Annotated in this window: 18 protein-coding genes; 14 read left to right on the top strand and 4 right to left on the bottom strand. The window is 71.8% G+C overall.

Features of this window, described 5'->3' with window-relative positions:
• Positions 1-9 precede the first annotated feature (9 nt).
• The 6 genes from FB554_RS01050 to galK all read left to right on the top strand — a co-directional run bounded on the left by FB554_RS01050 (position 10) and on the right by galK (position 7,989).
• Positions 10-2,274 carry an alpha-galactosidase gene (locus FB554_RS01050; protein WP_142004243.1) on the top strand — a complete coding sequence of 755 codons (2,265 nt, stop codon included), beginning with the start codon at positions 10-12 and terminating at the stop codon, positions 2,272-2,274.
• A 12-nt stretch (positions 2,275-2,286) separates the two neighbouring features.
• Positions 2,287-3,225 (top strand): carbohydrate ABC transporter permease, encoded by a 939-nt coding sequence (locus FB554_RS01045; RefSeq protein WP_142004242.1) that lies wholly within the window; start codon positions 2,287-2,289, stop codon positions 3,223-3,225.
• A gap of 7 nt (positions 3,226-3,232) precedes the next feature.
• On the top strand, positions 3,233-4,174 hold the full coding sequence (locus FB554_RS01040) for a carbohydrate ABC transporter permease (protein WP_142004241.1): 942 nt from the start codon (positions 3,233-3,235) through the stop codon (positions 4,172-4,174).
• Positions 4,175-4,182: 8 nt separating this feature from the next.
• Entirely contained in the window at positions 4,183-5,577 is a 1,395-nt protein-coding gene (locus FB554_RS01035; RefSeq protein WP_142004240.1) for an ABC transporter substrate-binding protein, read from the top strand.
• Between the two features lie 43 nt (positions 5,578-5,620).
• Entirely contained in the window at positions 5,621-6,694 is a 1,074-nt protein-coding gene (galT, locus tag FB554_RS01030) for a galactose-1-phosphate uridylyltransferase (protein ID WP_142004239.1), read from the top strand.
• 83 nt (positions 6,695-6,777) lie between these two features.
• Positions 6,778-7,989, top strand: a complete 1,212-nt coding sequence (gene galK / locus FB554_RS01025; protein ID WP_142004238.1) for a galactokinase — start codon at positions 6,778-6,780, stop codon at positions 7,987-7,989.
• A 347-nt stretch (positions 7,990-8,336) separates the two neighbouring features.
• On the opposite strand, the gene FB554_RS01020 is transcribed toward galK, so the two are convergent.
• On the bottom strand, positions 8,337-9,413 hold the full coding sequence (locus tag FB554_RS01020; RefSeq protein ID WP_142004237.1) for a glycerophosphodiester phosphodiesterase family protein: 1,077 nt from the start codon (positions 9,411-9,413) through the stop codon (positions 8,337-8,339).
• A gap of 259 nt (positions 9,414-9,672) precedes the next feature.
• Here FB554_RS01020 and FB554_RS01015 point away from each other — a divergent pair, with 259 nt between their 5' ends.
• From FB554_RS01015 to FB554_RS00980, 8 genes are all read left to right on the top strand, one after another.
• A complete protein-coding gene (locus tag FB554_RS01015) occupies positions 9,673-11,553 on the top strand; it encodes a 2-oxoacid:acceptor oxidoreductase subunit alpha (protein ID WP_142004236.1) in 1,881 nt (626 codons plus the stop codon).
• Positions 11,550-12,647 carry a 2-oxoacid:ferredoxin oxidoreductase subunit beta gene (locus FB554_RS01010; protein WP_142004235.1) on the top strand — a complete coding sequence of 366 codons (1,098 nt, stop codon included), beginning with the start codon at positions 11,550-11,552 and terminating at the stop codon, positions 12,645-12,647. The genes FB554_RS01015 and FB554_RS01010 overlap by 4 nt, the downstream gene beginning before the upstream one ends.
• A 100-nt stretch (positions 12,648-12,747) precedes the next feature.
• Complete coding sequence (locus FB554_RS01005; RefSeq protein WP_142004234.1) at positions 12,748-13,527, top strand: ABC transporter ATP-binding protein; 780 nt, start codon at positions 12,748-12,750, stop codon at positions 13,525-13,527.
• Entirely contained in the window at positions 13,524-14,819 is a 1,296-nt protein-coding gene (locus FB554_RS01000; RefSeq protein ID WP_142004233.1) for a hypothetical protein, read from the top strand. Before FB554_RS01005 ends, FB554_RS01000 begins: the two co-directional genes overlap by 4 nt.
• Positions 14,816-15,442, top strand: coding sequence for a hypothetical protein (locus tag FB554_RS00995; protein ID WP_170206739.1), 627 nt, complete (start codon positions 14,816-14,818; stop codon positions 15,440-15,442). The genes FB554_RS01000 and FB554_RS00995 overlap by 4 nt, the downstream gene beginning before the upstream one ends.
• Positions 15,443-15,515: 73 nt before the next feature.
• Positions 15,516-16,445, top strand: a complete 930-nt coding sequence (gene rarD / locus FB554_RS00990) for an EamA family transporter RarD (protein ID WP_142004231.1) — start codon at positions 15,516-15,518, stop codon at positions 16,443-16,445.
• 51 nt (positions 16,446-16,496) lie between these two features.
• The gene (locus FB554_RS00985) at positions 16,497-16,838 is read left to right on the top strand and encodes a hypothetical protein (RefSeq protein ID WP_142004230.1); all 342 of its coding nucleotides are present in this window, start codon (positions 16,497-16,499) and stop codon (positions 16,836-16,838) included.
• Positions 16,839-17,224: 386 nt separating this feature from the next.
• Entirely contained in the window at positions 17,225-19,243 is a 2,019-nt protein-coding gene (locus tag FB554_RS00980) for an HNH endonuclease signature motif containing protein (protein WP_142004229.1), read from the top strand.
• A 270-nt stretch (positions 19,244-19,513) separates the two neighbouring features.
• Here the strand turns inward: FB554_RS00980 and FB554_RS00975 are convergent, their stop codons facing one another.
• From FB554_RS00975 to FB554_RS00965, 3 genes are all read right to left on the bottom strand, one after another.
• Positions 19,514-19,933, bottom strand: coding sequence for a hypothetical protein (locus FB554_RS00975; RefSeq protein ID WP_170206738.1), 420 nt, complete (start codon positions 19,931-19,933; stop codon positions 19,514-19,516).
• A gap of 505 nt (positions 19,934-20,438) precedes the next feature.
• Complete coding sequence (locus FB554_RS00970; RefSeq protein ID WP_142004227.1) at positions 20,439-21,743, bottom strand: D-arabinono-1,4-lactone oxidase; 1,305 nt, start codon at positions 21,741-21,743, stop codon at positions 20,439-20,441.
• Positions 21,736-22,881: an alanine racemase gene (locus FB554_RS00965; RefSeq protein ID WP_142004226.1), complete on the bottom strand. Its 1,146-nt coding sequence runs from the start codon at positions 22,879-22,881 to the stop codon at positions 21,736-21,738. The genes FB554_RS00970 and FB554_RS00965 overlap by 8 nt, the downstream gene beginning before the upstream one ends.
• Between the last annotated feature and the right edge of the window lie 22 nt (positions 22,882-22,903).

The following is a 22,903-nucleotide window of genomic DNA, read 5'->3' as shown; positions in this document are numbered from 1 at the left end:
TCTCCCCCCATGCCCAGCACCGACCCCCGCCTCCCCTCCCTCGTGCACCTGCGCGCGGCCGGCACCTCCCTCCTGCTCGACCTCACCGACGCCCAGCTCCCCGCGGTCGTGCACTGGGGCTCAGACCTCGGGCCGCAGACGCCCGAGTCCGCCCGCGCGCTCGCCGAGGCCGCCGTGCCCACCGTCGGGTCCAACGCCGTCGACGAGCCCGTACGCCTGTCGCTCCTCCCCGAGCACCGCACCGGCTTCGTCGGACGGCCCGGCATCTCCGGGTCGCGCACCGGGACCGCCTGGTCGCCCCGCTTCACGGTCACGGGTCTCGACCTCGCGCGGCTCGACACCGAACGCTCGGACACCGCGCGCCCCCACACCACGCGCCCCGACGACCGTGGCACTTCCACCCCCGATGCCACCGACCTGCTCGAGTCCGGCCCCGCCACCGTCACGATCGAGGCGGAGGACCCCGAGCAGCAGCTCGGTCTGCAGCTGATCGTGCAGCTGACGCCGGAGGGGGTGCTGCGCAGCCGCGCCCGCCTCACCAACCGGGGCGAGACGTACACCCTCGACGGGTTGACCCTGGCGCTGCCGGTGCCGGCGCGGGCGGGCGAGCTGCTCGACCTCGCCGGTCGCTGGGGCAAGGAGAAGGTGCCGCAGCGCAGCCCGTTCGGCGTCGGCACCCACCTGCGCGAGGGCCGCAAGGGCCGCACCGGCGCCGACGCGGCCGGCGTCCTGCACGCCGGGGAGGCAGGGTTCGGGTTCGGCGGCGGCGAGATCTGGGCGGTGCACACCGCCTGGAGCGGCAACCACGTGCACTACGCCGAGCGCACGTTCGACGGCCACCGCGTCATCGGCGGCGGCGAGCTGCTGCTCCCCGGCGAGGTGCAGCTGAAGCGTGACGAGACCTACGAATCGCCTTGGCTCTACGGCGTTTTCGGCGTCGGACTCGACGACGTCGCGCACCGGTTGCACCGCCTGCTGCGCGCCCGACCCGAGCACCCCAGCAGCCCGCGCAAGGTCACGCTGAACGTGTGGGAGGCGGTCTACTTCGACCACGACATCCCCCGGCTCCTCGACCTCGCCGACCGTGCCGCAGCGCTCGGCGTCGAGCGGCTCGTGCTCGACGACGGGTGGTTCGGTGCCCGCCGCGACGACACCGCGGGCCTCGGCGACTGGGTCGTCTCGACCGACGTCTGGCCCGACGGGCTGCACCCCCTCGTCGACCGCGTGCGCGAGCACGGCATGGAGTTCGGCCTGTGGTTCGAGCCGGAGATGGTCAACCCCGACAGCGACGTCGCCCGCGCCCACCCCGAGTGGATCATGGGCGCCCGCCGCGAGCAGCCGGTGCTCGCGCGCAACCAGCAGGTGCTGAACCTGTCGATCCCCGAGGCGTACGCCCACGTGCGCGACCAGATGATGGCGCTCCTGCAGGAGTACCCCATCGGCTACATCAAGTGGGACCACAACCGCGACCTCGTCGAGGCCGGCGACCGGACCCGTGACGGACGGCCGGCCGTGCACGCGCAGACCCTCGCGACCTATCGCCTGATGGCCGAGCTCAAGGCCGCCCACCCGGACCTGGAGATCGAGTCGTGCTCGTCCGGCGGCGCCCGGGTCGACCTGGGCGTGATGGAGCACTGCGACCGCGTGTGGGTCAGCGACTGCATCGACCCGCACGAGCGGCAGCAGATGCTGCGCTGGACCACCCAGCTGCTCCCGCCCGAGCTGTGCGGCTCGCACGTCGCGAGCGGCCGGTCGCACACGACCGGTCGCCGGCATACGCTCGGATATCGCGCTGGCACAGCGCTTTTCGGACACTTCGGCATCGAGTGGGACCTGGCCGAGGCCAGCGAGCAGGAGCTCGCCGAGCTCGGCGCGTGGATCGACGTCTATCGCGACCTGCGCGAGCTGCTGCACACCGGTGACACGGTGCGCATCGACGCCCCCGGCGACGGCGTGCTGGTGCACGGCGTCGTGTCCCCCGACCGCGACGACGCCCTGTTCGCCTACGTCGTCCACGACTTCGGGCTGGAAGACCCCAGCCCGCGGCTGGTGCTGCGCGGCCTCGACCCCGAGCGCCGCTACCGCATCAGCCCCCTCCTCCCCGCCGTGCCGCCGACCGGCCTCGTCCCGCCCCGCTGGTGGGGCGAGCGGGCCGCCGACGGCACCTACCCCGGCACCGTGCTGCACGGCGCCGCTCTCCTGGCTGCCGGCGTACAACCGCCGCGCATCCAGCCGGACCAGGTCGTGCTCTTCAGGGTGCGCGCCGAGATGTAGGAAACCTCGCCCATGACAACCAGTTCCGCACGCGCCGAGTCACGTTCGGCGCCCGTCAAGAAGCCTCCCACCGCCCGACCCAAGCCCCGCGACGACACCCGTCTCGCGCTCGCGTTCATCGCACCGGCCCTCATCGGATTCCTCGTCTTCCTCGTGTGGCCGACGATCCGGGGCATCTACCTCAGCTTCACCACCTACAACCTGCTCACGCCGGCGGAGTTCACCGGCCTGGACAACTACCGCCGCATGCTCGGCGACCCGATCTTCTGGAACTCGATGCGGGTCACCCTGCAGTACGTCGCCATCAACATCGGTCTGCAGACCGTCCTGGCGCTCGTCATCGCGGTGATGATGCAGCGCCTCACCCAGCGCACCTGGCTGCGCGGCGTGGTGCTCACGCCGTTCCTCGTCTCCAACGTCGTCGCGGCGATGGTCTTCCTCTGGATCCTCGACTACCAGCTGGGTTTCGGGAACTTCCTGCTCACCCAGGTCGGCCTCGAGCGGATCCCGTTCCTCACCGACGAGAACTGGGTCATCCCGACCATCGCGGGCATCAACGTCTGGCGGCACGTCGGCTACACCGCACTGCTGATCTTCGCGGGCCTGCAGACCATCCCGGCCTCGGTCTACGAGGCGGGCCGGATGGACGGCGCCGGCGAGGTCCGGATGTTCTTCAGCATCACGCTGCCGCTGCTGCGCCCGATCATGGCGCTGGTGCTCATCATCACCGTCGTCGGCTCGTTCCAGGTGTTCGACACGGTCGCGATCGCGACGGGCGGCGGCCCCGTCAACGCCTCGCGCGTGCTCCAGCTCTACATCTACGACCTGGCCTTCGGACGCTTCCAGTTCGGTTATGCCTCAGCGCTTTCCGTCGCCCTACTGGTCGTGCTGATGACCATCTCGTTCGTGCAGTACCGCCTGCTGCGCGCCGACTCCAGCGACCTGGACTGAGGCCGTCATGACCACTGCGACCACCACCGGGACCGACCCGGTCACCACCGCACCGACCGAGCCGGCGACCCGGCCCCGGTTCACCGTCGGCCGCGCGCTCGCCTGGGCCTTCATGGTCCTCGTCGTGCTGGGCAGCCTGTTCCCGTTCTACTGGATGCTGCGCACGGCCCTGTCGAGCAACAACGCGCTGTACGCCGGCGCCAGCGACCCGCTGCCCGTCCAGTTCTCCTGGGGCGGCTTCCGACGCGTCTTCGGGATGCAGACCGGGCAGGAGGCGATCGACGCCGGCGGCGCCGGCCAGCCGATCAACTTCTGGCGATACCTGCTCAACTCGATGATCGTCTCGACGCTCGTCACGGCCGGGCAGGTGTTCTTCTCGGCCCTCGCGGCGTACGCCTTCTCCCGGCTGCGCTGGAAGTGGCGCGACCGGGTGTTCGGCTTCTTCCTGGCCGGCCTGATGATCCCGACGATCTTCACGCTGCTGCCGAACTTCGTGCTGATCAAGCAGCTCGGTCTGGTCGACACCCTGCTCGGCATCGCGCTGCCGTCGATGATCATGACGCCGTTCGCCGTGTTCTTCCTGCGGCAGTTCTTCCTCGGCATCTCCCGCGAGGTCGAGGAGGCCGCGCTCATCGACGGCGCGAGCAAGGTGCGGGTGTTCTTCCGGCTGATCGTGCCGATGTCGGCCGCCCCGATCACGACGCTGGCGATCCTCACCTACATCGCCTCGTGGAACGACTACTTCTGGCCGCTCATGGTGAGCTACACCGACCGCTCGCGGGTGCTCACCGTCGGGCTCGGCGTGTTCAAGAGCCAGACTCCGCAGACCGGCCCCGACTGGCCCGGTCTCATGGCGGCGACGCTCGTCGCGGCCCTTCCGATGCTCGTCCTGTTCGCGGTGTTCGCCAGGCGGATCGTGAACTCGATCGGCTTCAGCGGCATCAAGTGAGGTCCACCATGCGACGCAGAACCACCACCCGCCGTACGTCCGTCGTCGCCGGCGCGCTCGCGCTCGGCCTGTCCCTGGCCGCCTGCGGAGGCGGCGGCTCCGGCGGCTCGTCCGGCACCACCGTCGACTACTGGATGTGGGACGCCTCGCAGGTGCCCGGTTACCAGCGCTGCGCCGACGCGTTCGAGCGCGCCAACCCCGGCACCCGCATCCGCATCACGCAGTACGGCTGGGACGACTACTGGTCGAAGATCACTGCGGGCTTCATCGCGGACACCGCGCCCGACGTGTTCGTCAACCACGTCAGCAAGTTCCCGCAGTTCACCGACCTCGACGTGCTGCGGCCGCTGGACGAGCTCGGGCCGACGCGCACGATCACCGACGCGGAGTTCCAGCCCGGGCTCGGCCAGCTGTGGAAGGGCCAGGACGGGAAACGCTATGGGGCGCCGAAGGACTGGGACACCGTCGCGGTGTTCTACGACAAGCGGAAGGTGGCGGCCGCGGGCATCACGCCGCAGCAGCTGAGCACCATGACGTGGAACCCGACCGACGGCGGCAGCTTCCAGCGGATCGTCTCGCGGCTCACGGTCGACGAGCGGGGCCGACGCGGCGACCAGGCCGGGTTCGACAAGAGCCGGGTGCGGACGTACGGCTTCGCCAGCGGCGGTGGCGGCGGCGACAACTGGGGGCAGACGCAGTGGTCGCCGTTCACCGGCAGCACCGGGTGGCAGCCGCTGGACCAGAACCCGTGGGGGCGCACGTTCCGCTTCGACGAGCCGGGCGTGCAGCGCACGATCGAGTGGTACTTCGGGCTGAACCGCAAGGGGTTCATGCCGAGCTACCGCGAGATCGGCGGCTCCGAGGGGACCAGCGTCGACAAGCAGGTGCAGACCGGTCAGGCGGCGATGGCGATCAGCGGGTCGTGGATGCTCGGCACGTTCACGTCGCTGACCGACGCGCAGGGCAAGAAGCTCGACATCGGCATCGCTCCGACACCGGTCGGCCCGAACGGCAGGCGGGCGTCGATGTTCAACGGCATCGCCGACTCGATCACCCGCAGCAGCGACAGCCCGCAGACGTCGGCGCAGTGGGTGAAGTTCCTCTCCGGCGACGCCTGCCAGCAGATCATCGGCCGCAGCGGCGTCGTCTTCCCGGCGCGCCCCGCCGGCACCCAGGCCGCGATCGACTACAACCGCACCGAGCGGGGGATCGACGTGTCACCGTTCACCGACCAGGTGCGCGACCGCACGACCTTCCTGTTCCCGATGACCTCCAACTCGGCCGACGTCACGGCGCTCATGCAGCCCCAGCTCGACGCGATCTACATCGGGAGCGAGAAGGTGTCGTCGCTGACCGGCCTGAACCGCCAGCTCGACGACCTGCTCGCGCTGGCCGCGAAGTAGTCCTGCAGTGTTGGGCACGCCACCGACAAGGAGAGACCGCACCGTGGAACGCACCACCGGCACGCTCGCGGACGGCCGCGAGATCGTCTGGTACGACCGCGCCGGCACCGCGCGCACGCCCACCCCGGACCCGCGCGACCTGCCGCCGGCCGCCAGCAGCTCCCAGCTGCGGCTCGACCCCCTGACCGGGGACTGGATCACGGTGGCCTCGCACCGGCAGACGAGGACGTACCTCCCGCCCGCCGACGAGTGCCCGCTGTGCCCCTCGCGCGACGGCCGGCACACCGAGATCCCCTCTGCGGACTACCAGGTCGTCGCCTTCGAGAACCGGTTCCCCTCGTTCAGCCTGGGCTCGGGCGCCGACCAGGTCGTCGACGACGGGCTGTTCCAGGCGCGTCCTGGGCTCGGCCGGTGCGAGGTCGTGTGCTTCACCAGCGACCACGACACCAGCTTCACCGGTCTCACGCCGCAGCAGGCGCGGCTGGTGGTCGACGCCTGGGCGGACCGCACGCGCGAGCTGGGCCGGATCGGGTCGGTCGACTACGTCTTCCCGTTCGAGAACCGGGGCGTCGAGATCGGCGTGACGCTGCAGCACCCGCACGGTCAGATCTACGCCTACCCCTACCTCCCGCCCGTCGCCGCCCGCGAGCTCGCGCGCGCCGAGGCGTATGCCGCCGAGCACGGCCGCAACCTGTTCGGCGACATCATCGAAGCCGAACGCCGTGCTGGCACAAGGGTTCTCGTCGAGACCGACGAGTGGATCGTGTTCTTGCCGTACGCCGCCCGCTGGCCCATCGAGGTCCATCTCTATCCGACGCGGCGGGTCCGCGACCTGCCCGAGCTGGACGACGCGCAGCGCGACGACTTCGCCCGCGTCTATCTCGACGTGCTGCGCCGGCTCGACGGGCTCTACTCCCAGCCGACGCCGTACATCGCCTCGTGGCAGCAGGCGCCCACGCGCCAGCACCGCGAGGAGGCCTGGCTGCACCTGGAGCTGCTGTCGGTGCGCCGCGCCGAGGGCAAGGTGAAGTTCCTCGCCGGCTCCGAGTCGGGCCAGGGCGGCTGGGTCAACGACGGCCAGCCGGAGCAGCTGGCGGAGAGGCTGCGATCGGCATGAGCGGCGAGGAGCGCGCAGCGGAGGTTGCGGGCGAGGAACGAGCACGCGGCCGCAGCGGAGCGCGACCGAGCGCGACAGAAAGCATGAGCGGCGAGAACCCAAGCCGGTCGAGTAGCGGCGAGGCGCTGGCCGAGCCGCGTATCGAGACTCTCCTCGACGACGCCGACCGCGCCTTCCGCGACGTGCTGGGTGCCACCCCCGACGGGGCGTGGTTCGCCCCTGGGCGGCTCAACCTCGTCGGCGAGCACACCGACTACAACGGCGGGTTCGTGCTCCCGCTGGCGCTGGAGCGCGGTGCCGTGGCGTGCGTACGCCGTCGGGACGACGACCTGGTGCGCGTGCACTCGACCGACCTCGGGAGCACGGTGCAGGTGCGGCTGGGCGACGTCGGCCCGGACGCCGGTCTGGACTGGGCGGCGTACGTCGCCGGGGTCGGCTGGGCGGCTGCGCAGCGGGGGCTGCCGGTGCCGGGGATCGATCTGGCCGTGTCGTCGAACGTGCCTGCGGGTGCTGGGCTTTCGTCGTCTGCGGCGCTCAGCTGTGTGACCGCTCGCGCGTGGGCCGACCTGGCCGGGTGGGACCTGCCCGACGTCGAGATCGCCGCGCTCGGGCGGGACGCCGAGAACCACGTGGCGGGCGCCCCGACTGGCGTCATGGACCAGCTCGCGTCGGTCTGCGGCCGGAAGGGTCACGCGCTCGAGATCGACACCCGCTCGGTCGAGATCACCTGGCTGCCGTTCGACCCGGCGGCCGCCGGGCTCGCGCTGCTCGTGATCGACAGCCGCACGCCGCACGCGCTGGTGGACGGGGCGTACGCCGAGCGCCGCGAGTCGTGCCGGCGGGCCGCCGCGGCGCTCGGGGTCGAGGAGCTGCGCGACGTGCCGGTCGACGGTCTGGAGCAGCGTCTGGCCGAGCTGCCCGACCTGCTGCGCCGGCGCGCACGTCACGTGGTCACCGACAGCGACCGCGTGGAGCAGGCCGCGGCGCTGCTGACCTCCGGGGCCGACCCACGCGAGCTGGGGCCGCTGCTGGACGCCTCGCACGCGTCGATGCGCGACGACTTCGAGATCACCGTCCCGACCGTCGACACGATCCAGCGGGCCGCGGTGGCGGCGGGGGCGTACGGCGCGCGGATGACCGGGGGTGGTTTCGGCGGGTGCGTGATCGCGCTGGTCGACGCCGGCGCGGTCGATCGCGTCACGGCCGCGGTCACCGACGCCGCGGCGCGCGCCGGCCACCCGACCCCGGTCGCGTTCGTCGCCGAGCCGGGTGACGGCGCCCGCCGGCTCCGGTAACCCGCGCCACCCGACAACGGACCGGCACAACGGGTCCGACGGCTCCGAATCGGCCCGTTCGGGACGGTTGTGCCGGTCCGTCGTGCGGCGCCGTGGTCGATGTGCGCGTGGCTCGATGCCGGGTGGGTGGGTCTCGATACGCGGCTCGTCCCTCGCCGCTACTCGACCGCCTTAGGGCTGCTCGATGCCGGGTGGGTCTCGATACGCGGCTCGTCCCTCGCCGCCACTCGACCGCCTTAGGGCTGCTCGATGCCGGGTGGGTCTCGATACGCGGCTCGTCCCTCGCCGCTACTCGACCGCCTTGGGTTCCACTCGACCGCCTGGGGGCTGCTCGACCTGCTTGCGTTCTACTCGACCTGCTTGGGCTGCTTGACCGGCCTGGGGAGCTTGTAGCCCTCCGCCGCGAGGATGGCGCGCGCCCGCGTCGGGTAGTTCGTGATGATGCCGTCGACGCCGGTGCTCAGTAGGTAGCGGAAGGTCGCCGGGTCGTCGACCGTCCACGGCACGACCTTGAGCCGGCGGTCGTGCGCGCGCTGGACCATGTCGCGGGTGACGTACGGCTCGCAGGCCGGGTCGGACACCGAGCAGCCCTGCGGGAACCCGTCGACCGGCGACAGCGTGGTCACGCCCGGGATGGCGTCGGCCGCCGCGACGAAGTCGCCGCCGAAGTCGTCGGCGTCGAGGCCGCCGAGCCACGGCGAGGCGCCCGGCTGCCCGACCTGCAGGAAGTCCCTGTTCGTCAGCGCGACCAGCGGCAGCGACGGGTCGAGACGGTTCATGACCCGCAGCGCGCCCCAGTCGAAGCTCTGCACCGTGACCTGGCGCGACAGACCCGAGCGGGCGATCTCGCGCTGCACCAGGCGTACGAACTGCTCGCGCGGGGCGGTCTGCTCGGGTGCTCCGGCCTCGACCTTGGTCTCGACGTTGAGCCTGACCTTGTTGGCGCGGTGGCTCTTCACGAGGTCGAACACGTCGGACAGCTCGATCATCCGCGAGCCGGGGGTGTTGACCTGCTCGGGGTAGCCCGGGCGCTGCTGGAAGCCGCAGTCGAGGGTCTTCAGCTGGGCGAGGGTGAGGTCCTTGACGTACTTGCCGACGTAGGGGAACTGCGGGTCGCCCGGTGTCGCCGGTGCGGTGTCGCGGCAGACGTCGGGGTTGGTCTGCCGGTCGTGGGTGACGACGACCTTGGCGTCCTTGGTGATCTGGGTGTCCAGCTCCAGCGTCGACACCCCCGTGTGCAGCGCGTTGTCGAAGGAGGAGATGGAGCTCTCGGTGCGCTCGCCGATGCCGCCGCGGTGGGCCTGCAGGTCGAACGCGACGCGCGGCGGCGGGCCCGGCGGGCGGGCTGCGACTGCCGGACCGGCGAGCACGGGCTGGGCGAGCAGGGCGCCGAGCAGCAGCCCGGCCGAGGCGATGCGCTTCATGCGGTCAGGCTGGCCCAACGTGGGCGACCCTGGGGCGACGCGCAGATGGCGATCGGGGGTCGATGCGTGGTCGTGGTCTCGATACGCGCTCGTTCCTCGCGCTACTCGACCAGCGTGGTCCGGCTACTCGACCAGCGTTGTCCGGCAACTCGACCACCTTGAGGGGTGGGGGCCTTCCACATGGCGGTCGTGAATAGGTCCACCTAAGTACAGGCGTACGATCGACACCAGGACCTATTGCCGATCTATCAGGACCGCCGTGAGCGCTAAGCACGTCCAGCGAGTCGATCGTGTCGTCATCCGATTCGCCGGGGACTCCGGCGACGGCATGCAGCTGACCGGTGACCGGTTCACCGCGGAGACCGCGATCCTGGGCAACGACCTGTCGACCCTCCCCAACTTCCCCGCCGAGATCCGCGCGCCGCAGGGCACGCTGCCGGGTGTCAGCTCCTTCCAGCTGCACTTCGCCGACCACGACGTGCTCACCCCCGGTGACGCCCCCGACGTGCTCGTGGCGATGAACCCCGCCGCGCTGCGCGCCAACCTCGGCGACCTGCCGCGCGGGGCGACGATCATCGCCAACAGCGACGAGTTCACCAAGCGCAACCTCGCCAAGGTGGGTTATCAGACCAACCCGCTCGAGGACGACTCGCTGGAGTCGTGGCAGGTGCAGGCGGTGCCGCTGACCTCGATCACGGTCGACGCGCTCGCCGAGTTCACCGAGCTGACGCGCAAGGACAAGGAGCGCGCGAAGAACATGTTCGCGCTGGGCCTGCTGTCGTGGATGTACAACCGTCCGACCGACGGCACCGAGGCGTTCCTCAAGGCCAAGTTCGCCAGGAAGCCCGAGGTGCTCGAGGCCAACCTGGCGGCGCTGCACGCCGGGCACGCCTACGGCGAGACGACCGAGGCGTTCGCGGTCACCTACCAGATCGACCCGGCGCCGATGTCGAGCGGCACCTACCGCAACATCACCGGCAACACGGCGATGGCGTACGGCATGGTCACCGCAGCGCACCGCGCGCACCGGCCCCTGGTGCTGGGTTCCTACCCGATCACCCCCGCCTCTGACCTGCTGCACGTGCTGTCCGGGCTGAAGCGGTTCGGGGTGACCACGATCCAGGCCGAGGACGAGATCGCGGGGGTGGGTGCGGCGCTGGGCGCGGCGTTCTCCGGGGCGATCGGGCTGACCACCACCTCCGGCCCCGGCCTCGCGCTGAAGGCCGAGACGATCGGGCTCGGGGTGTCCCTCGAGCTGCCGCTGGTCGTCGTCGACGTGCAGCGCGGCGGACCCTCGACCGGGCTGCCGACCAAGACCGAGCAGGCCGACCTGTTGCAGGCGATGTTCGGCCGCAACGGCGAGTCGCCGGTCGCGGTGATCGCGCCGAGCACCCCGACCGACTGCTTCGACATCGCGCTCGAGGCGGTGCGCATCGCGACGACCTATCGCACCCCGGTGATCGTGCTGTCCGACGGCTACCTCGCCAACGGGTCCGAGCCGTGGCAGGTGCCCTCGATCGAGTCGCTGCCCGACCTGCACGTCGACCTCGCGACCGAGCCGAACGCCGTTGACGACAAAGGCGACCCGACGTTCCACCCGTACGCCCGCGACCCCGAGACGCTCGCGCGGCCGTGGGCGGTGCCCGGCACGCCGGGCCTCGAGCACCGCATCGGCGGCATCGAGAAGGCCGACGTCACCGGCAACATCAGCTACGACCCCACCAACCACGACCACATGGTGCGGATGCGCCAGCGCAAGATCGACAAGATCGCCGACTCGCTGCCGCCGCTGGAGGTCGACGACCCGACCGGCGACGCCAAGGTGCTCGTGCTCGGGTGGGGGTCTAGCTACGGCCCGATCACCGCGGCCGTCCGCCAGGTGCGGGCGACCGGCGCGAGCGTCGCCCAGACGCACCTGCGCCACCTCAACCCGTTCCCGGCCGACCTCGAGAAGGTGCTGAAGGCGTACGACCGGGTCGTGGTGCCCGAGATGAACCTCGGCCAGCTGGCCCTGCTGCTGCGCGGGAAGTACCTCGTCGACGTGCAGAGCCACACCTCCGTGCGCGGACTTCCTTTCAGCACAACGGAACTGGCCGGTGTCATCGCCGACCATGTCGAAGAGCTCCAGGAGACTTCATGAGCATCGACCTCGGACTGCCCCAGGTGGGCACCGCCGGCGTCCCCGCGCTCGCCGAGGGCGAGACGCTGAACCGCAAGGACTTCACCTCCGACCAGGAGGTCCGCTGGTGCCCGGGGTGCGGCGACTACGCCATCCTCGCGGCCGTGCAGGGCTTCCTGCCCGACCTCGGGCTCAAGCGCGAGAACATCGTGTTCGTGTCGGGCATCGGGTGCTCGTCGCGGTTCCCGTACTACCTCGACACCTATGGCATGCACTCGATCCACGGGCGCGCCCCGGCGATCGCCACCGGCATCGCCACGTCGCGACCCGACCTGTCGGTGTGGGTCGTGACCGGCGACGGCGACGGGCTGTCGATCGGCGGCAACCACCTCATCCACGCCATGCGCCGCAACGTGAACCTCACGATCCTGTTGTTCAACAACAAGATCTACGGCCTCACCAAGGGGCAGTACTCCCCCACCTCCGACGTCGGCGCGGTCACCAAGTCGACGCCGAAGGGGTCGGTCGACCGGCCGTTCAACCCGGTGTCGCTGGCGCTCGGCAGCGAGGCGACGTTCGTCGCGCGCACGATGGACTCCGACCGCAAGCACCTCACCGAGGTGCTGCGCCAGGCGGCCGAGCACCGCGGCACGGCGCTGGTCGAGATCTATCAGAACTGCCCGATCTTCAACGACGGTGCGTTCGAGATCCTCAAGGATCGCGACGAGGCGTCGGCGCGGATCATGCACCTGGTCGACGGCGAGCCCGTGCGGGTCGGGTCGGGCGAGCAGGCGCGCGTGGTCGTGCGCGACGACGACGGCCAGCTGCAGGTCGTGCCCGAGTCCGAGGCCGACGAGGCGCGCGTCGTGCGGCACCGGGCCGACGCCGACGACCCGGCCCAGGCGTTCGCGCTGAGCCGGCTCGACGACCCCTCGTTCGCCCAGGTCCCGATGGGGGTGTTCCGCTCGGTCCAGCGCCCGACGTACGACGACGGCGTGCGAGCGCAGATCGACACCGCCGTGAGCGAGGGCGGCGGCCCCGCCACCGACGCGGACCTGGCGCGACTGCTCGCCGGCAGCGACACGTGGAGCGTGGGTCCCGAGCAGCTGGCGTAGGTCGGGGCGGGTGCCCGCACCTGCGAGCGCAGGTCTGCGGATCCGCCGTGCGCGGTCGCGGGACTGAGTAGCCTCGGCGCATCACACGCCGGGGGGATTCATGGGTGTCGAGGTGCGCGGGCTCACGGTGGCATACCGCCGCCGTGAGGCGCTTGCCCGCGTCTCGCTGACCGCCCAGCCGGGTGTCGTGAACGCCGTGCTGGGCCCGAACGGCGCCGGCAAGACGACGCTGCTGTCGGTGCTGGCGACCGCGCAACCCGTCGGGGCCGGCGTCGCGTTCGTCGACGGCCACGACGTGGGGACCACGGACGGGCGGGCTGCCGCGCGAGAGCTCCTCGGGTGGCTGCCGCAGCGCTTCGACCTCGCCGGCGGGATGCGCCTGCTCGACACGGTGGCGTTCGCCGCGTGGGCCAGCGGTGTCAGCGAGGGCGACGCCTTCCGCCTGGCGTCGGACGCTCTCGACCGGGTCGGCCTGGCGAGCCGCGAGCGCGAACGGGTCCGCACGCTGTCCGGCGGCCAGCGTCAACGGCTCGGGCTGGCGGCCGCCACCGCGCACGGCCCGCGCGTGCTGCTGCTGGACGAACCCACGGCGGGGCTCGACCCTGAGCAGCGCGTGCACTTCCGGCGGTCGGTCCGATCGGCGACGGACGCCACGGTGCTGCTGTCCACCCACCTGCTCGACGACGCGGTGCACGCCGCCGACCGCGTGATCATCCTGTCCGACGGGCAGGTGCGGTTCACGGGCACGCCGGACGATCTGGCCAGGCTCGGCGCCCGCGGAACAACAGGCGCCGGCCAGGCAACCGGCGCCGGGACCAGCCCTTACGAAGCGGGCTATCTCGCCGCACTCCACGGCCCACGGGCGGACGAATCTCCATGAGCTGTCAGCGATTCCGAGCAGTCCCGCGGTCAGCGCTCGCCGTCCTGGCAGGCGGGGTCGCAGCCGTCGTGCTGCTGCGCGCCTGGTCGCTGATGACGTGGGCGTACGCCGACTGGATCGCGACCTCGGCCACGACCCGTGAGTCGCTCGTGCTCGCGCTGCCATGGGCAGCGGCCGTCGCTGCGTGGACCGCCGGTCGGTACCTCTCGCCCCGAAACATCATGTGCCCTCCGTCCGCGACCCGTTCGGGACGTCCGGTCGCAGTCGCCCAGCTCGGACTCCTAAGCCTGGCCGCGGTGGTGGGCTGGCTCATGGGGTGTGCGCCGCTGCTTGTCTGGACGGCGCGCAACGCGCGGGCGGGCGGTCCCGACCTGCTGGTCATCGCCGGGGCAGCTCTGGTGCTGCTCACCGCCGTAGCGTTCGGATATCTCCTCGGGTGCCTGCTCCCCCGCGTCGCCTCCGTCACGGTGGCCGCCTCGGTGACCCTGCTCGGCATCCTCGCGGTCGACGTGTGGGGCCCCGCGGTGGCGCCTGTGCGGCTAGCGACTCCAGCCGCAGGTCTGATCGAGTCGGGCCCGGTCACCGTCTTCCGCCTGCTCTTCTTCGCCAGCGTCGTGGCCCTGCTCGCCGCCGCTGCCAGCCACGCGGTGAGCGAGCGTTCCGTCGTCCGCCGAGCGACGACGTACGCAGGGGTGGCGCTGCTCCTGGTCCCTCTCCTGATCGGTGGGATCGCTCGGCAGTCGGCGCCGGCGGCGGTGCAGCGGGAGTCGTCGCCAGCTGCCCGCTGCACCACGGTGCAGGGCACGCCGGTGTGCGTGCACGCTGCCAAGGCCGCGATTCTCGCTCCTCTCGCGGAGGTGGTGGACCGGGTCCTTACCGCCGCCGACGCCCCGGCAGGAGCGCTCGGGGCCGGGGTCGCCGACGACGCGCTCGGGGTGCCGCGCGATCCGGCTACGACCGTTCTCTCCCTCCAGACGGACCAGTCCGACTGGGACGGCTGGGCAGCCGGCGACCTCGCGGCCCAGCTGGCCGGGTTGCCCGCCTGCGACCGGCGCGGGGACGTCTACGGCGACGCCGTCGGCCCGGCCCAGGACGCGCGTGCCACCTCGGTCGGGTTCGCTCGGTGGATCGCCGAGGCGGCCGGGTTCGCGCCACCGCAGCTCGACGGGTCGCCCGACAGCGGCATGTCGGCGAAGCTGCAGCGGTTGCAGCCGAGCTCGGTGCTCGCGCTGCTGCGCCGGGACGGGGATCGGCTGCGGGAGTGCCGCCTCCCGAGCAGCGCGATCCGGTGACGGGCTGGCGGCTCTATCTCGCCGCACGCGGCACCGTCGCGGCCATCGCCGTGTCGGTCGGGGCGCTCCTGCTCGTGCTCGCCAGCGGCGTCACCGTCTTCGAGGTTCGCCTCGTCGCGACCGAGATCCCGCGATTCACCCCGGTGTGGGAACTGGTGCCCGTGCTCCTCGCCGCAGCGCTCCCCGCGCTGCTCGTGTCACGTCTCGCGAGCTGGGAGCACACGCAGCACCGGCGGCTGCGGACCAGGGCGGCGACGGTCGCCGTGGCCGCAGTCACGATTCCGGCAAGCATCCCCTGGGTCGCCCAGTTCCGCCTCCCCGACGACGCCAGGTGGGTCGACATCACCTGCAACGTGGCACTCTTCGCGGCGGTGGCGCTGGTCGCCACCTGCGTGTTCGGCCGACTGGCCGGGCCCGCGGTGGCGCTGATGGCGTACGTCGGGACGATCGGCGTGCAGCAGCTGTCCCCCGCCCTCGCCGCGAGGCTGCCGGTCAGCGGTGCGCGCACGAACCTGCAGCCACACCCCTGGCCGACGCTGGTCGTCGTGCTCGTCGCAGTCGCGGCGTGGACCCTGACGCTCGGCCGTTCGCGATGGACGGCCCGGCGGACCCGCCACGACTGAGCACTGCGTCGGCGACGGGTCTGGCCCTCGGACGCGGCGGCCGGTCGTCCCACCACAGCCCTATCGTTGCGGGGTGGACGAGCAGGAGGTCGAGGCGCGCAAGGGCGCGGTCTACGGCTTCCTGGCGTATCTGCTGTGGGGGACGTTCCCGCTCTACTTCCACGCGCTGATCCCGGCCGGGGCGTGGGAGATCCTCACCCACCGCATCCTCTGGACGGCGCTGCTGTGCGTGCTGGTGCTCGCGCTCACCCGCCGGCTGCGGTCGCTCGGGCGACTCCTCCGCGATCCGCGCAGACTCGGACTGCTTTGTGCCGCAAGCTTTTTCATCGCCACGAACTGGGTTCTGTACGTCCTCGCCGTCATCTCCGGACGCACCACCGAGGCGGCGCTCGGCTACTTCCTCAACCCGCTGGTCACCGTGGCGCTCGGGGTCGTCGTGCTGCACGAGGGACTGCGCCGGCTGCAGTGGGTCGCGGTCGGGATAGGTGCGGTCGCGTGCGCATACCTGGCGATCGCGTACGGCCGGCCCCCGTGGATCTCGCTGGCGCTGGCCGGGTCGTTCGCGACGTACGGACTCATCAAGAAGCGCGTCGGCGGCTCGATGACGGCGCTGCAGAGCCTGTCGGCCGAGACGCTGGTGCTCAGCCCGGTGGCGGCGGCGATCCTCGTCGTCCTGACGCTGCGCGGCGAGACGACGTTCACCGGGCACGGCGGCTGGCACACGGCGCTGCTCGTGCTTTCGGGGGTGGCGACGGCGATCCCGCTGCTGCTGTTCGCGGCGGCGGCCCGGCGCGTGCCGCTGGTGACCATCGGGCTGCTGCAGTTCATCACGCCGATCCTGCAGCTGCTCGCAGGCGTGCTGCTGCTCGGCGAGCAGATGTCGACGGCCAGGTGGGTCGGTTTCGGGATCGTCTGGCTCGCGCTCGTAGTGCTCACGGTCGACTCGTTGCGCGCGGCGCGACGGACGCGTCGGGCGGCACGGCTCGCCGCGGCGCCGGTCTGACACGCTCGGGGATGCTGGACGCTCCCCCACCTCGTCACGAAGGACCACCCCGTGCCCGACCGACCTGAGATCGTCTGCCTCTGCGGCTCCGTCCGGTTCGCGGACCAGATCCTCGCCGCCACCCGCGACCTGACCCTCGCCGGTGTCATCGTCGTCGGGCCGAGCGTGCTTCCGTACGGCCAGGGTGCCACGACCGCCGAGCCGCTCACCGAGGAGCAGAAGGCGGCACTGGGCGCCCTCCACCTGCGCAAGATCGACCTGGCAGACCGGGTGCTGATCGTCGACCCCGGCGGGTACGTCGGCGAGACCACCGCACGGGAGATCGCGTACGCCCGCGCCGCCGGCAAACCCGTAGCCTTCACCGAGCCGACCTCACCCAAGGTGGTCGAGTAGTCGCTCCCCAAGGTGGTCGAGTAGCCGCTCCCCAAGCTGGTCGAGTAGCCGCGAGGCGCTAGCCGAGCGGCGTATCGAGACCACGCCAGCCCTCCCCAAGCTGGTCGAGTAGCCGCGAGGCGCTAGCCGAGCGGCGTATCGAGACCACGCCAGCCCTCCCCAAGCTGGTCGAGTAGCCGCGAGGCGCTAGCCGAGCGGCGTATCGAGACCACGCCAGCCCTCCCCAAGCTGGTCGAGTAGCCGCGAGGCGCTAGCCGAGCGGCGTATCGAGACCACGCCGGCACGCCCGCCAGACCCACAGATTCTTCGCGTCCGGTTCGACCTCCGACCCCCCTGGGTCACCCGGGCTCAGGGTGGTTGTCAGTGGTCGCTCGTAGTATGCGTACATGAGTTCGAACACCGCTCCGATCCCCGGCGAGGGGATGTGGAGCGACCAGCAACCGCCGGCCGACGAGGCCGCGCGGGCGCGTGAGGTGTTCGAGCACCTGATGTGCGAAGACGGCCTGCTGGGCGCGCTCGAGACCATGCTGAGCGGCGTCGAGGTCGCCGGCACCGACCCCGTGACTCTCCAGCTGGAAGGCATGAAGCTGCTCGCCGCCGACGTCGCGCGGCGGATGAACCAGTCCGACCCGTTCACCATCGAGCGCGACGACGCCTGGTTCGACCCGGCCGACCTCCCCCAGGGCAAGGGCACCGAGCCCGGCGCGAAGGTGGATGCTGCCGGGAGCGATCCCGCCGGCGCCGGCACTGCGCCCGCAGCTGCTGCCGCGACCGACGATGCCCCTCCGGACGTCACCGTGCACGCCGAGGCCGCTGCGGAGATGCCGCAGGCGTGGCGTGATGCTGACGAGGCCGCGGCCCGGTTGGCACGTTTCGAGGACGTCACGGTGCTGGCTCACCAGCTGATGAACCAGGCCGGTGCGGTCCGGGCGTACGCAGTCGAGCGCTGCGCCCGGTTCGATACTGCTCCCGACTCGGCGCGCTGGTCGGCCACGGACTGCCTGGCTGGCGACGCGCCGCGTCCCGGAGACGTCACCGAGCACCCCGCGGGCCACCGGGGCCGTTTCGCCGGTGACCTGCTGGCGCCCTCCCTGCGGCTCGGCCCGCACGCGGCGGACTCGATGGTCGACGAGGCGGTCTGGCTGACCCAACGGGTCCCGGCCGTGCTGGCCGAGGTCGCGCGGGGCGAGGCCAACCTCGACACCGCCGCCGCGATCGCGCGCGAGGTCCAGGACGCCCGCCCCGACACGTGCGAGCTGGTCGAGGAGGCCGTGCTCGGCCGCGAGGTCCACCACCGGTCGACCACCCAGGCCCGCCGCTCGGCACGCACCCTGGTCGAGCGGTTCGAAGCCAGCGCCGCCCGCACGACCCTGCGCCGCACCCAGGCCCAGCACACGGGGGTCTGGCTCGACCCGCACACCACCCCCGGGCTGTCCGCCCTCACTGCGGTCATGCCCACCGGGCAGGCCGCCTCCGTCATGGACGCGGTCGACCAGCGTGCCCGCGCCGCCCAGCAGGAAGCGAAGTCGGGCGACGGCGCCGGTGGGCCGCTGCTGCTCGGACAGCACCGCGCCAACGCGCTGCACGACCTGGCCCTGGCCAACGTGGAGCTCATCGCTCATCTCGAGCTGATCGTCCCGCCCGGAGGACCGCCGCCGCAGACGCCGCAGAGCGACGCCCCGCCGCCGGCCGGCGGGTCACCGCCGACAGGGAAGGGCGGCTCATCGCCGGCGGAAGGTTCACCGCCGGAGTGGGACGCCTCCCCGCCCGAAGGAAACGGCTCCGCTGCCGTCCCATGCCAGCACCCTGACGATGACCCGTGCGCAGTCAGCGCTTCGGCCACCCGTGCGGCGGCCGCCACGTCAGCCCGCTCGCCCGTCACCCTCGAACAGGCCGCCGAGATCCTGAAGAGCTCCGCGACCGTCGTGGTCCACGATCGCGCCGGTCCGGTCCCGACCGGACAGGTCATCCAGCTGCTGCGCGAACGCGCTGCCCGCGTCACCGTGGAACGCTTCGACCCGCACGCCCTGGCCGACGACCCTCCCGAGGAACGGTCGGTCGCACCACCCGCAGCAGGAAGCAACGGCTACCGTCCCGGAGCGCGGCTGCGCCGCGCCGTGAAACGCCGCGACCGGCGTTGCCGCTACCCCGGCTGCGACCGGCGCGCCCTGTTCACCGACCTCGATCACGTCGAACCCTGGCCGAGGGGGCGGACGACCGCGACCAACCTGCAGAACCTCTGCCGGCACCACCACTGCACGAAGCACGAAGCCGGGTGGCGAGTCGTCATGACCCCCGACGGGACCTGCACATGGACCAGCCCCACCGGTCGTACGCACACCACCAGGCCCGGCCTCCTCGAACTCCTCGACGACCTCGCCTACCCCGTGTCGCTCGACCGTTGAGGTAGACCGCCCTCCCCGGGCTGTCGCACACCGGCCTGACCCGCCGGTCGCTGGCGGGCTGCGCCGCTGACCGCTCATGCTGTCCCCGGCGGCCGCTTCTGACCGATCGGCCTCGATACGCCCTCGGCCAGCGCCTCGGACTACATCGACCCGCTTGTTCGGCTCACCGCGAGCTGGGTAGCCGCCCCGCCCGCTCTCGAGGGCATCGCACAAGCCGGGCCGTCGACCGCGGCTGCTGATCCCGAACACCCCGACCACGGCGCTGGAACGCTACGTTTCGTGGCAGCAGGTGCACAGATCGTGCGGTCGAGCAGGGGGATTCTGAATGTCACGGACACCGACACTCATCGCGCTCGGCGTCGCAGGATCGCTGGTCCTCGCCGGCTGCGCCGCCGACGGCGACGATCCACCGCAGGGCTCCGCAACGTCGAGCGCGACGATGTCGACCACTACGGCGACGAACTCAACCGGATCGAGCCCCGCACCGCCCACGACTGTGACCCCGTCGGCGACCACGTCGCCTTCTCCGACCAAGGCACCGACCCCGACTCCGAGCGCACCCGCCCCGCAGACCTCGACCGCGGAGCGGAGCAGCTCGCCCTCGACGACGAAGCGGCCGACGGGGACAACGCACGCGTCAACTCCCGCACCCACGCGGGCGTACAGCTGCACGGATCCGGAGACGGGCACGACGCGCGCCTGCACGCGAACCGAGTGGCGGGAGCTGCAGCGGCGCATCGAGCGAGTCAAGGGCCCCACCCTGACGCAGTGTCGCACCCCCGACACGCACGAGCAGTACCTGCAGTGCGTCGACAAGTACTCCCGCTCGCAGACGGGCGACGACCCCGCCCTGCCGCCCAATGCCGTTTCGCCACAGCTGTGCTGGGCGTGGCAGAACGGCGACGTCGACCTCACCCCTGCCGAGCAGCAGTACTGCCGCGATAACGAGCTCTGAGCCTTCCGCCGCTCGTGACCGATCGGTCTCGATACGCCCTCGGCCAGCGCCTCGGACTACTCGACCAGCTTGCTCGGACTACTCGACCAGCATGGCGCGGACCGGAGCCTCCAGATCGTGCACCAACGCACGAAATACAGCGGGTCGCCCACGAGATCCCGGGGCGGGGCCTCTCAGATCGTGCATGAACGTACGAAATGCAGCTGGCCTCCCCCCCCCCCCCCCCCCCCCCCCCCCCCCCTAGACCCCCAGCACCCGGTCGAGGTACGGATTCGCGAACACGCGGGTGGGGTCCAGGCGGTCGCGCAGCGCGACGAAGTCGTCGAAGCGCGGGTACAGCGCGCGCAGCTCCTCGTGACCGAGGTCGTGCAGCTTGCCCCAGTGCGGCCGGGCATCGCCGGGCAGCATCGCCCAGAAGTCTTGGAAATAGGGCTGATTCGAGCGCCGGTGGTACTGGTGGACGGCGACGTAGGCGTTCGCGCGCTGGTACCCCGTCGACAGCCACCGGTCGTCCGCGCCGCTGAAGCGCACCTCGATCGGGAACGCCACCTGCTGCTCCCCGCGCCGGAAGTACGCCCGCAGCTCGCGCAGCAGGTCCGCCACGTCACCACGCCGCACCGCGAACTCCGACTCGGTGAACCGCACGGTGCGCTCGGTGGCGAGGACGGCGTACGACAGATCGGTGTACGTCCGCCGCGACAACGCCCGCGCGCTCACCTGGTTGACGCGCGGGATCGCGCCGGGCGCGCGGCTGACCACCCGGTTCAGCCCCTCGAACGCGGTGTTCGCGATCAGCCGGTCGTCGAGCACGGCGCGCCAGCGAGGCAGCGGGGCGCGCTCCCCGAGGTCCTCGACGCGGGTGTTCGTCTTCGTCTGCACCAGGTCGGTGTGCGGGAAGAAATAGAACTCGAAATGGTCTGTGCCGTCGATGGTTTCGTCGAGTCGCTCCAAGACTCCGTCGAGCCGGTCTGGCGCCTCCTCGGCGCGCAGCAGGAACGTCGGGACGCACTGCAGCTCGAGCTCGGTCACGACGCCCAGCGCCCCGAGGCCGACCGTCACCGCGGCCACGAGCTCGGGCTGGTGGTCGTCGTCGAACCGCGCCACCGACCCGTCGGCGAGCACCATCTCGACGCCGCGCACGAACCCGGCGAGACCGGTGAGCCCGGCGCCCGTCCCGTGCGTGCCGGTCGCGATCGCGCCCGAGACGGTCTGCCCGTCGTAGTCGCCGAGGTTGGGGAACGCCAGCCCCAGCGCGTGCAGCTCGCGGTTCAGGTCGCGCAGCCGCGACCCCGCGCGCACCCGCACCCGCCCGGTCTCGGGGTCGTGCGCGACCACGCCCGTAAGTCGGTGCAGCTGCAGCTGCAGGTCGACCGGCTGCCCGATCGCGGTGAACGAGTGGCCCGAGCCGATCGGCTTCACCCGCCGCCCCGTGCGCGCCGCGAGCGTCACCGCGTGCGCGACCTCCTCGGTGCTGGCCGGCGCCAGCGCGTCGAACCCCGCGGCCTCGACGTTGCCGGCCCAGTTGCGCCAGACGCGGTCAGCCAAAGTTCTTACCCTCCCCGCGGTACGTCCGCAGCGGCTCGACCTCGCCGCTCGCCTCCACGAGCAGCACCTGGTCGAACCGCTCGCACATCTCCCCGGCCTTCGCGTGCCGGAACCACACCGGGTCACCGAGCCGCATCGACCGGGCCGCCGGCCCACGCAGCGGAGTCTGCACCTCGCCAAAACCCTCCTGGGACAACGGTTTCAGCCCCTCGGGGAATGCCACGACCGGTTCGCGCGAAGGGCCTGCCGGGCCGCTCGCGAGATATCCGCCGGCGAACGTCACGACGACATCGTCGGCCGGCTTGCGCACCACGGGCGAGACGAAGAACGCCGCCGATCGCAGCCGCGCGCCGTCGTAGCGGTCGAACAGCGCCGGCGCGAACAGCCCCGAGCCCGCAGCGAGATCGGTGACCACCCCGTCGTCGGCGAACCGGTGCAGGCTCCCCGTCCCGCCCGCGTTCACGATCTCCAGCGGCGCGTGCTGCTCGACGGCCTCCCGCACCGCCCGGCGCCGCCGCACCAGGTCGGCCCACGACCGCTCCTTCATCAGCCGCACGTGCCGACCGGTGTCCGGCACCCCCGCGACCTGCGCGTCGTAGAACATCAGACCGACGAGCCGCAGGTTCGCCCGACGTACGACCTCGGCCGCGAGCGCAGACGCCTCACCCGGCGAGTGCACGGCCGAGCGGTGCGCACCGAGGTGGACCGGGCCGAGCCGCAGCGAGCTGTCGACGTCGATGCACACCCGCACCGGGTGCTCCGTCGCGGACTCCGCGAGCAGCCGCACGTGCTCCTCGAGGTCGACCATGAACGTCACCTGCTCCGCCGCCACCGGGTCGGCGCTGACCGCACGCACGGTGTCGCGATCGACCGTCGGGTAGGCGACCAGCACGTCCTGCACGCCGTGCCCGACCAGCCACCGCGCCTCGGCCGCGGAGTAGGCCAGCACCCCGGCGAAACCGTCCTCGCCCAGCAGCCGCTCGAGCAACCCGCGCACGCGAATCGACTTGGAGGCCAAGCGAATCGGCATCGGCGATCGGCGCCTCAGGTCGTCGGCGTTGGCGCGCAGCGCCGCCGCGTCGATGACCGCCGTCGGCGCGGCGATCCCCTCCAGCACGGACGACCACGGCGACGACACGTCCGTCAGGCTACGCGGTCGT

It is taken from the genome of Barrientosiimonas humi, assembly GCF_006716095.1.
Classification (GTDB): domain Bacteria; phylum Actinomycetota; class Actinomycetes; order Actinomycetales; family Dermatophilaceae; genus Barrientosiimonas; species Barrientosiimonas humi.
The sequence above is the reverse complement of the archived record's forward strand: the minus strand, read 5'-3'. Positions and strand labels throughout refer to the sequence as shown.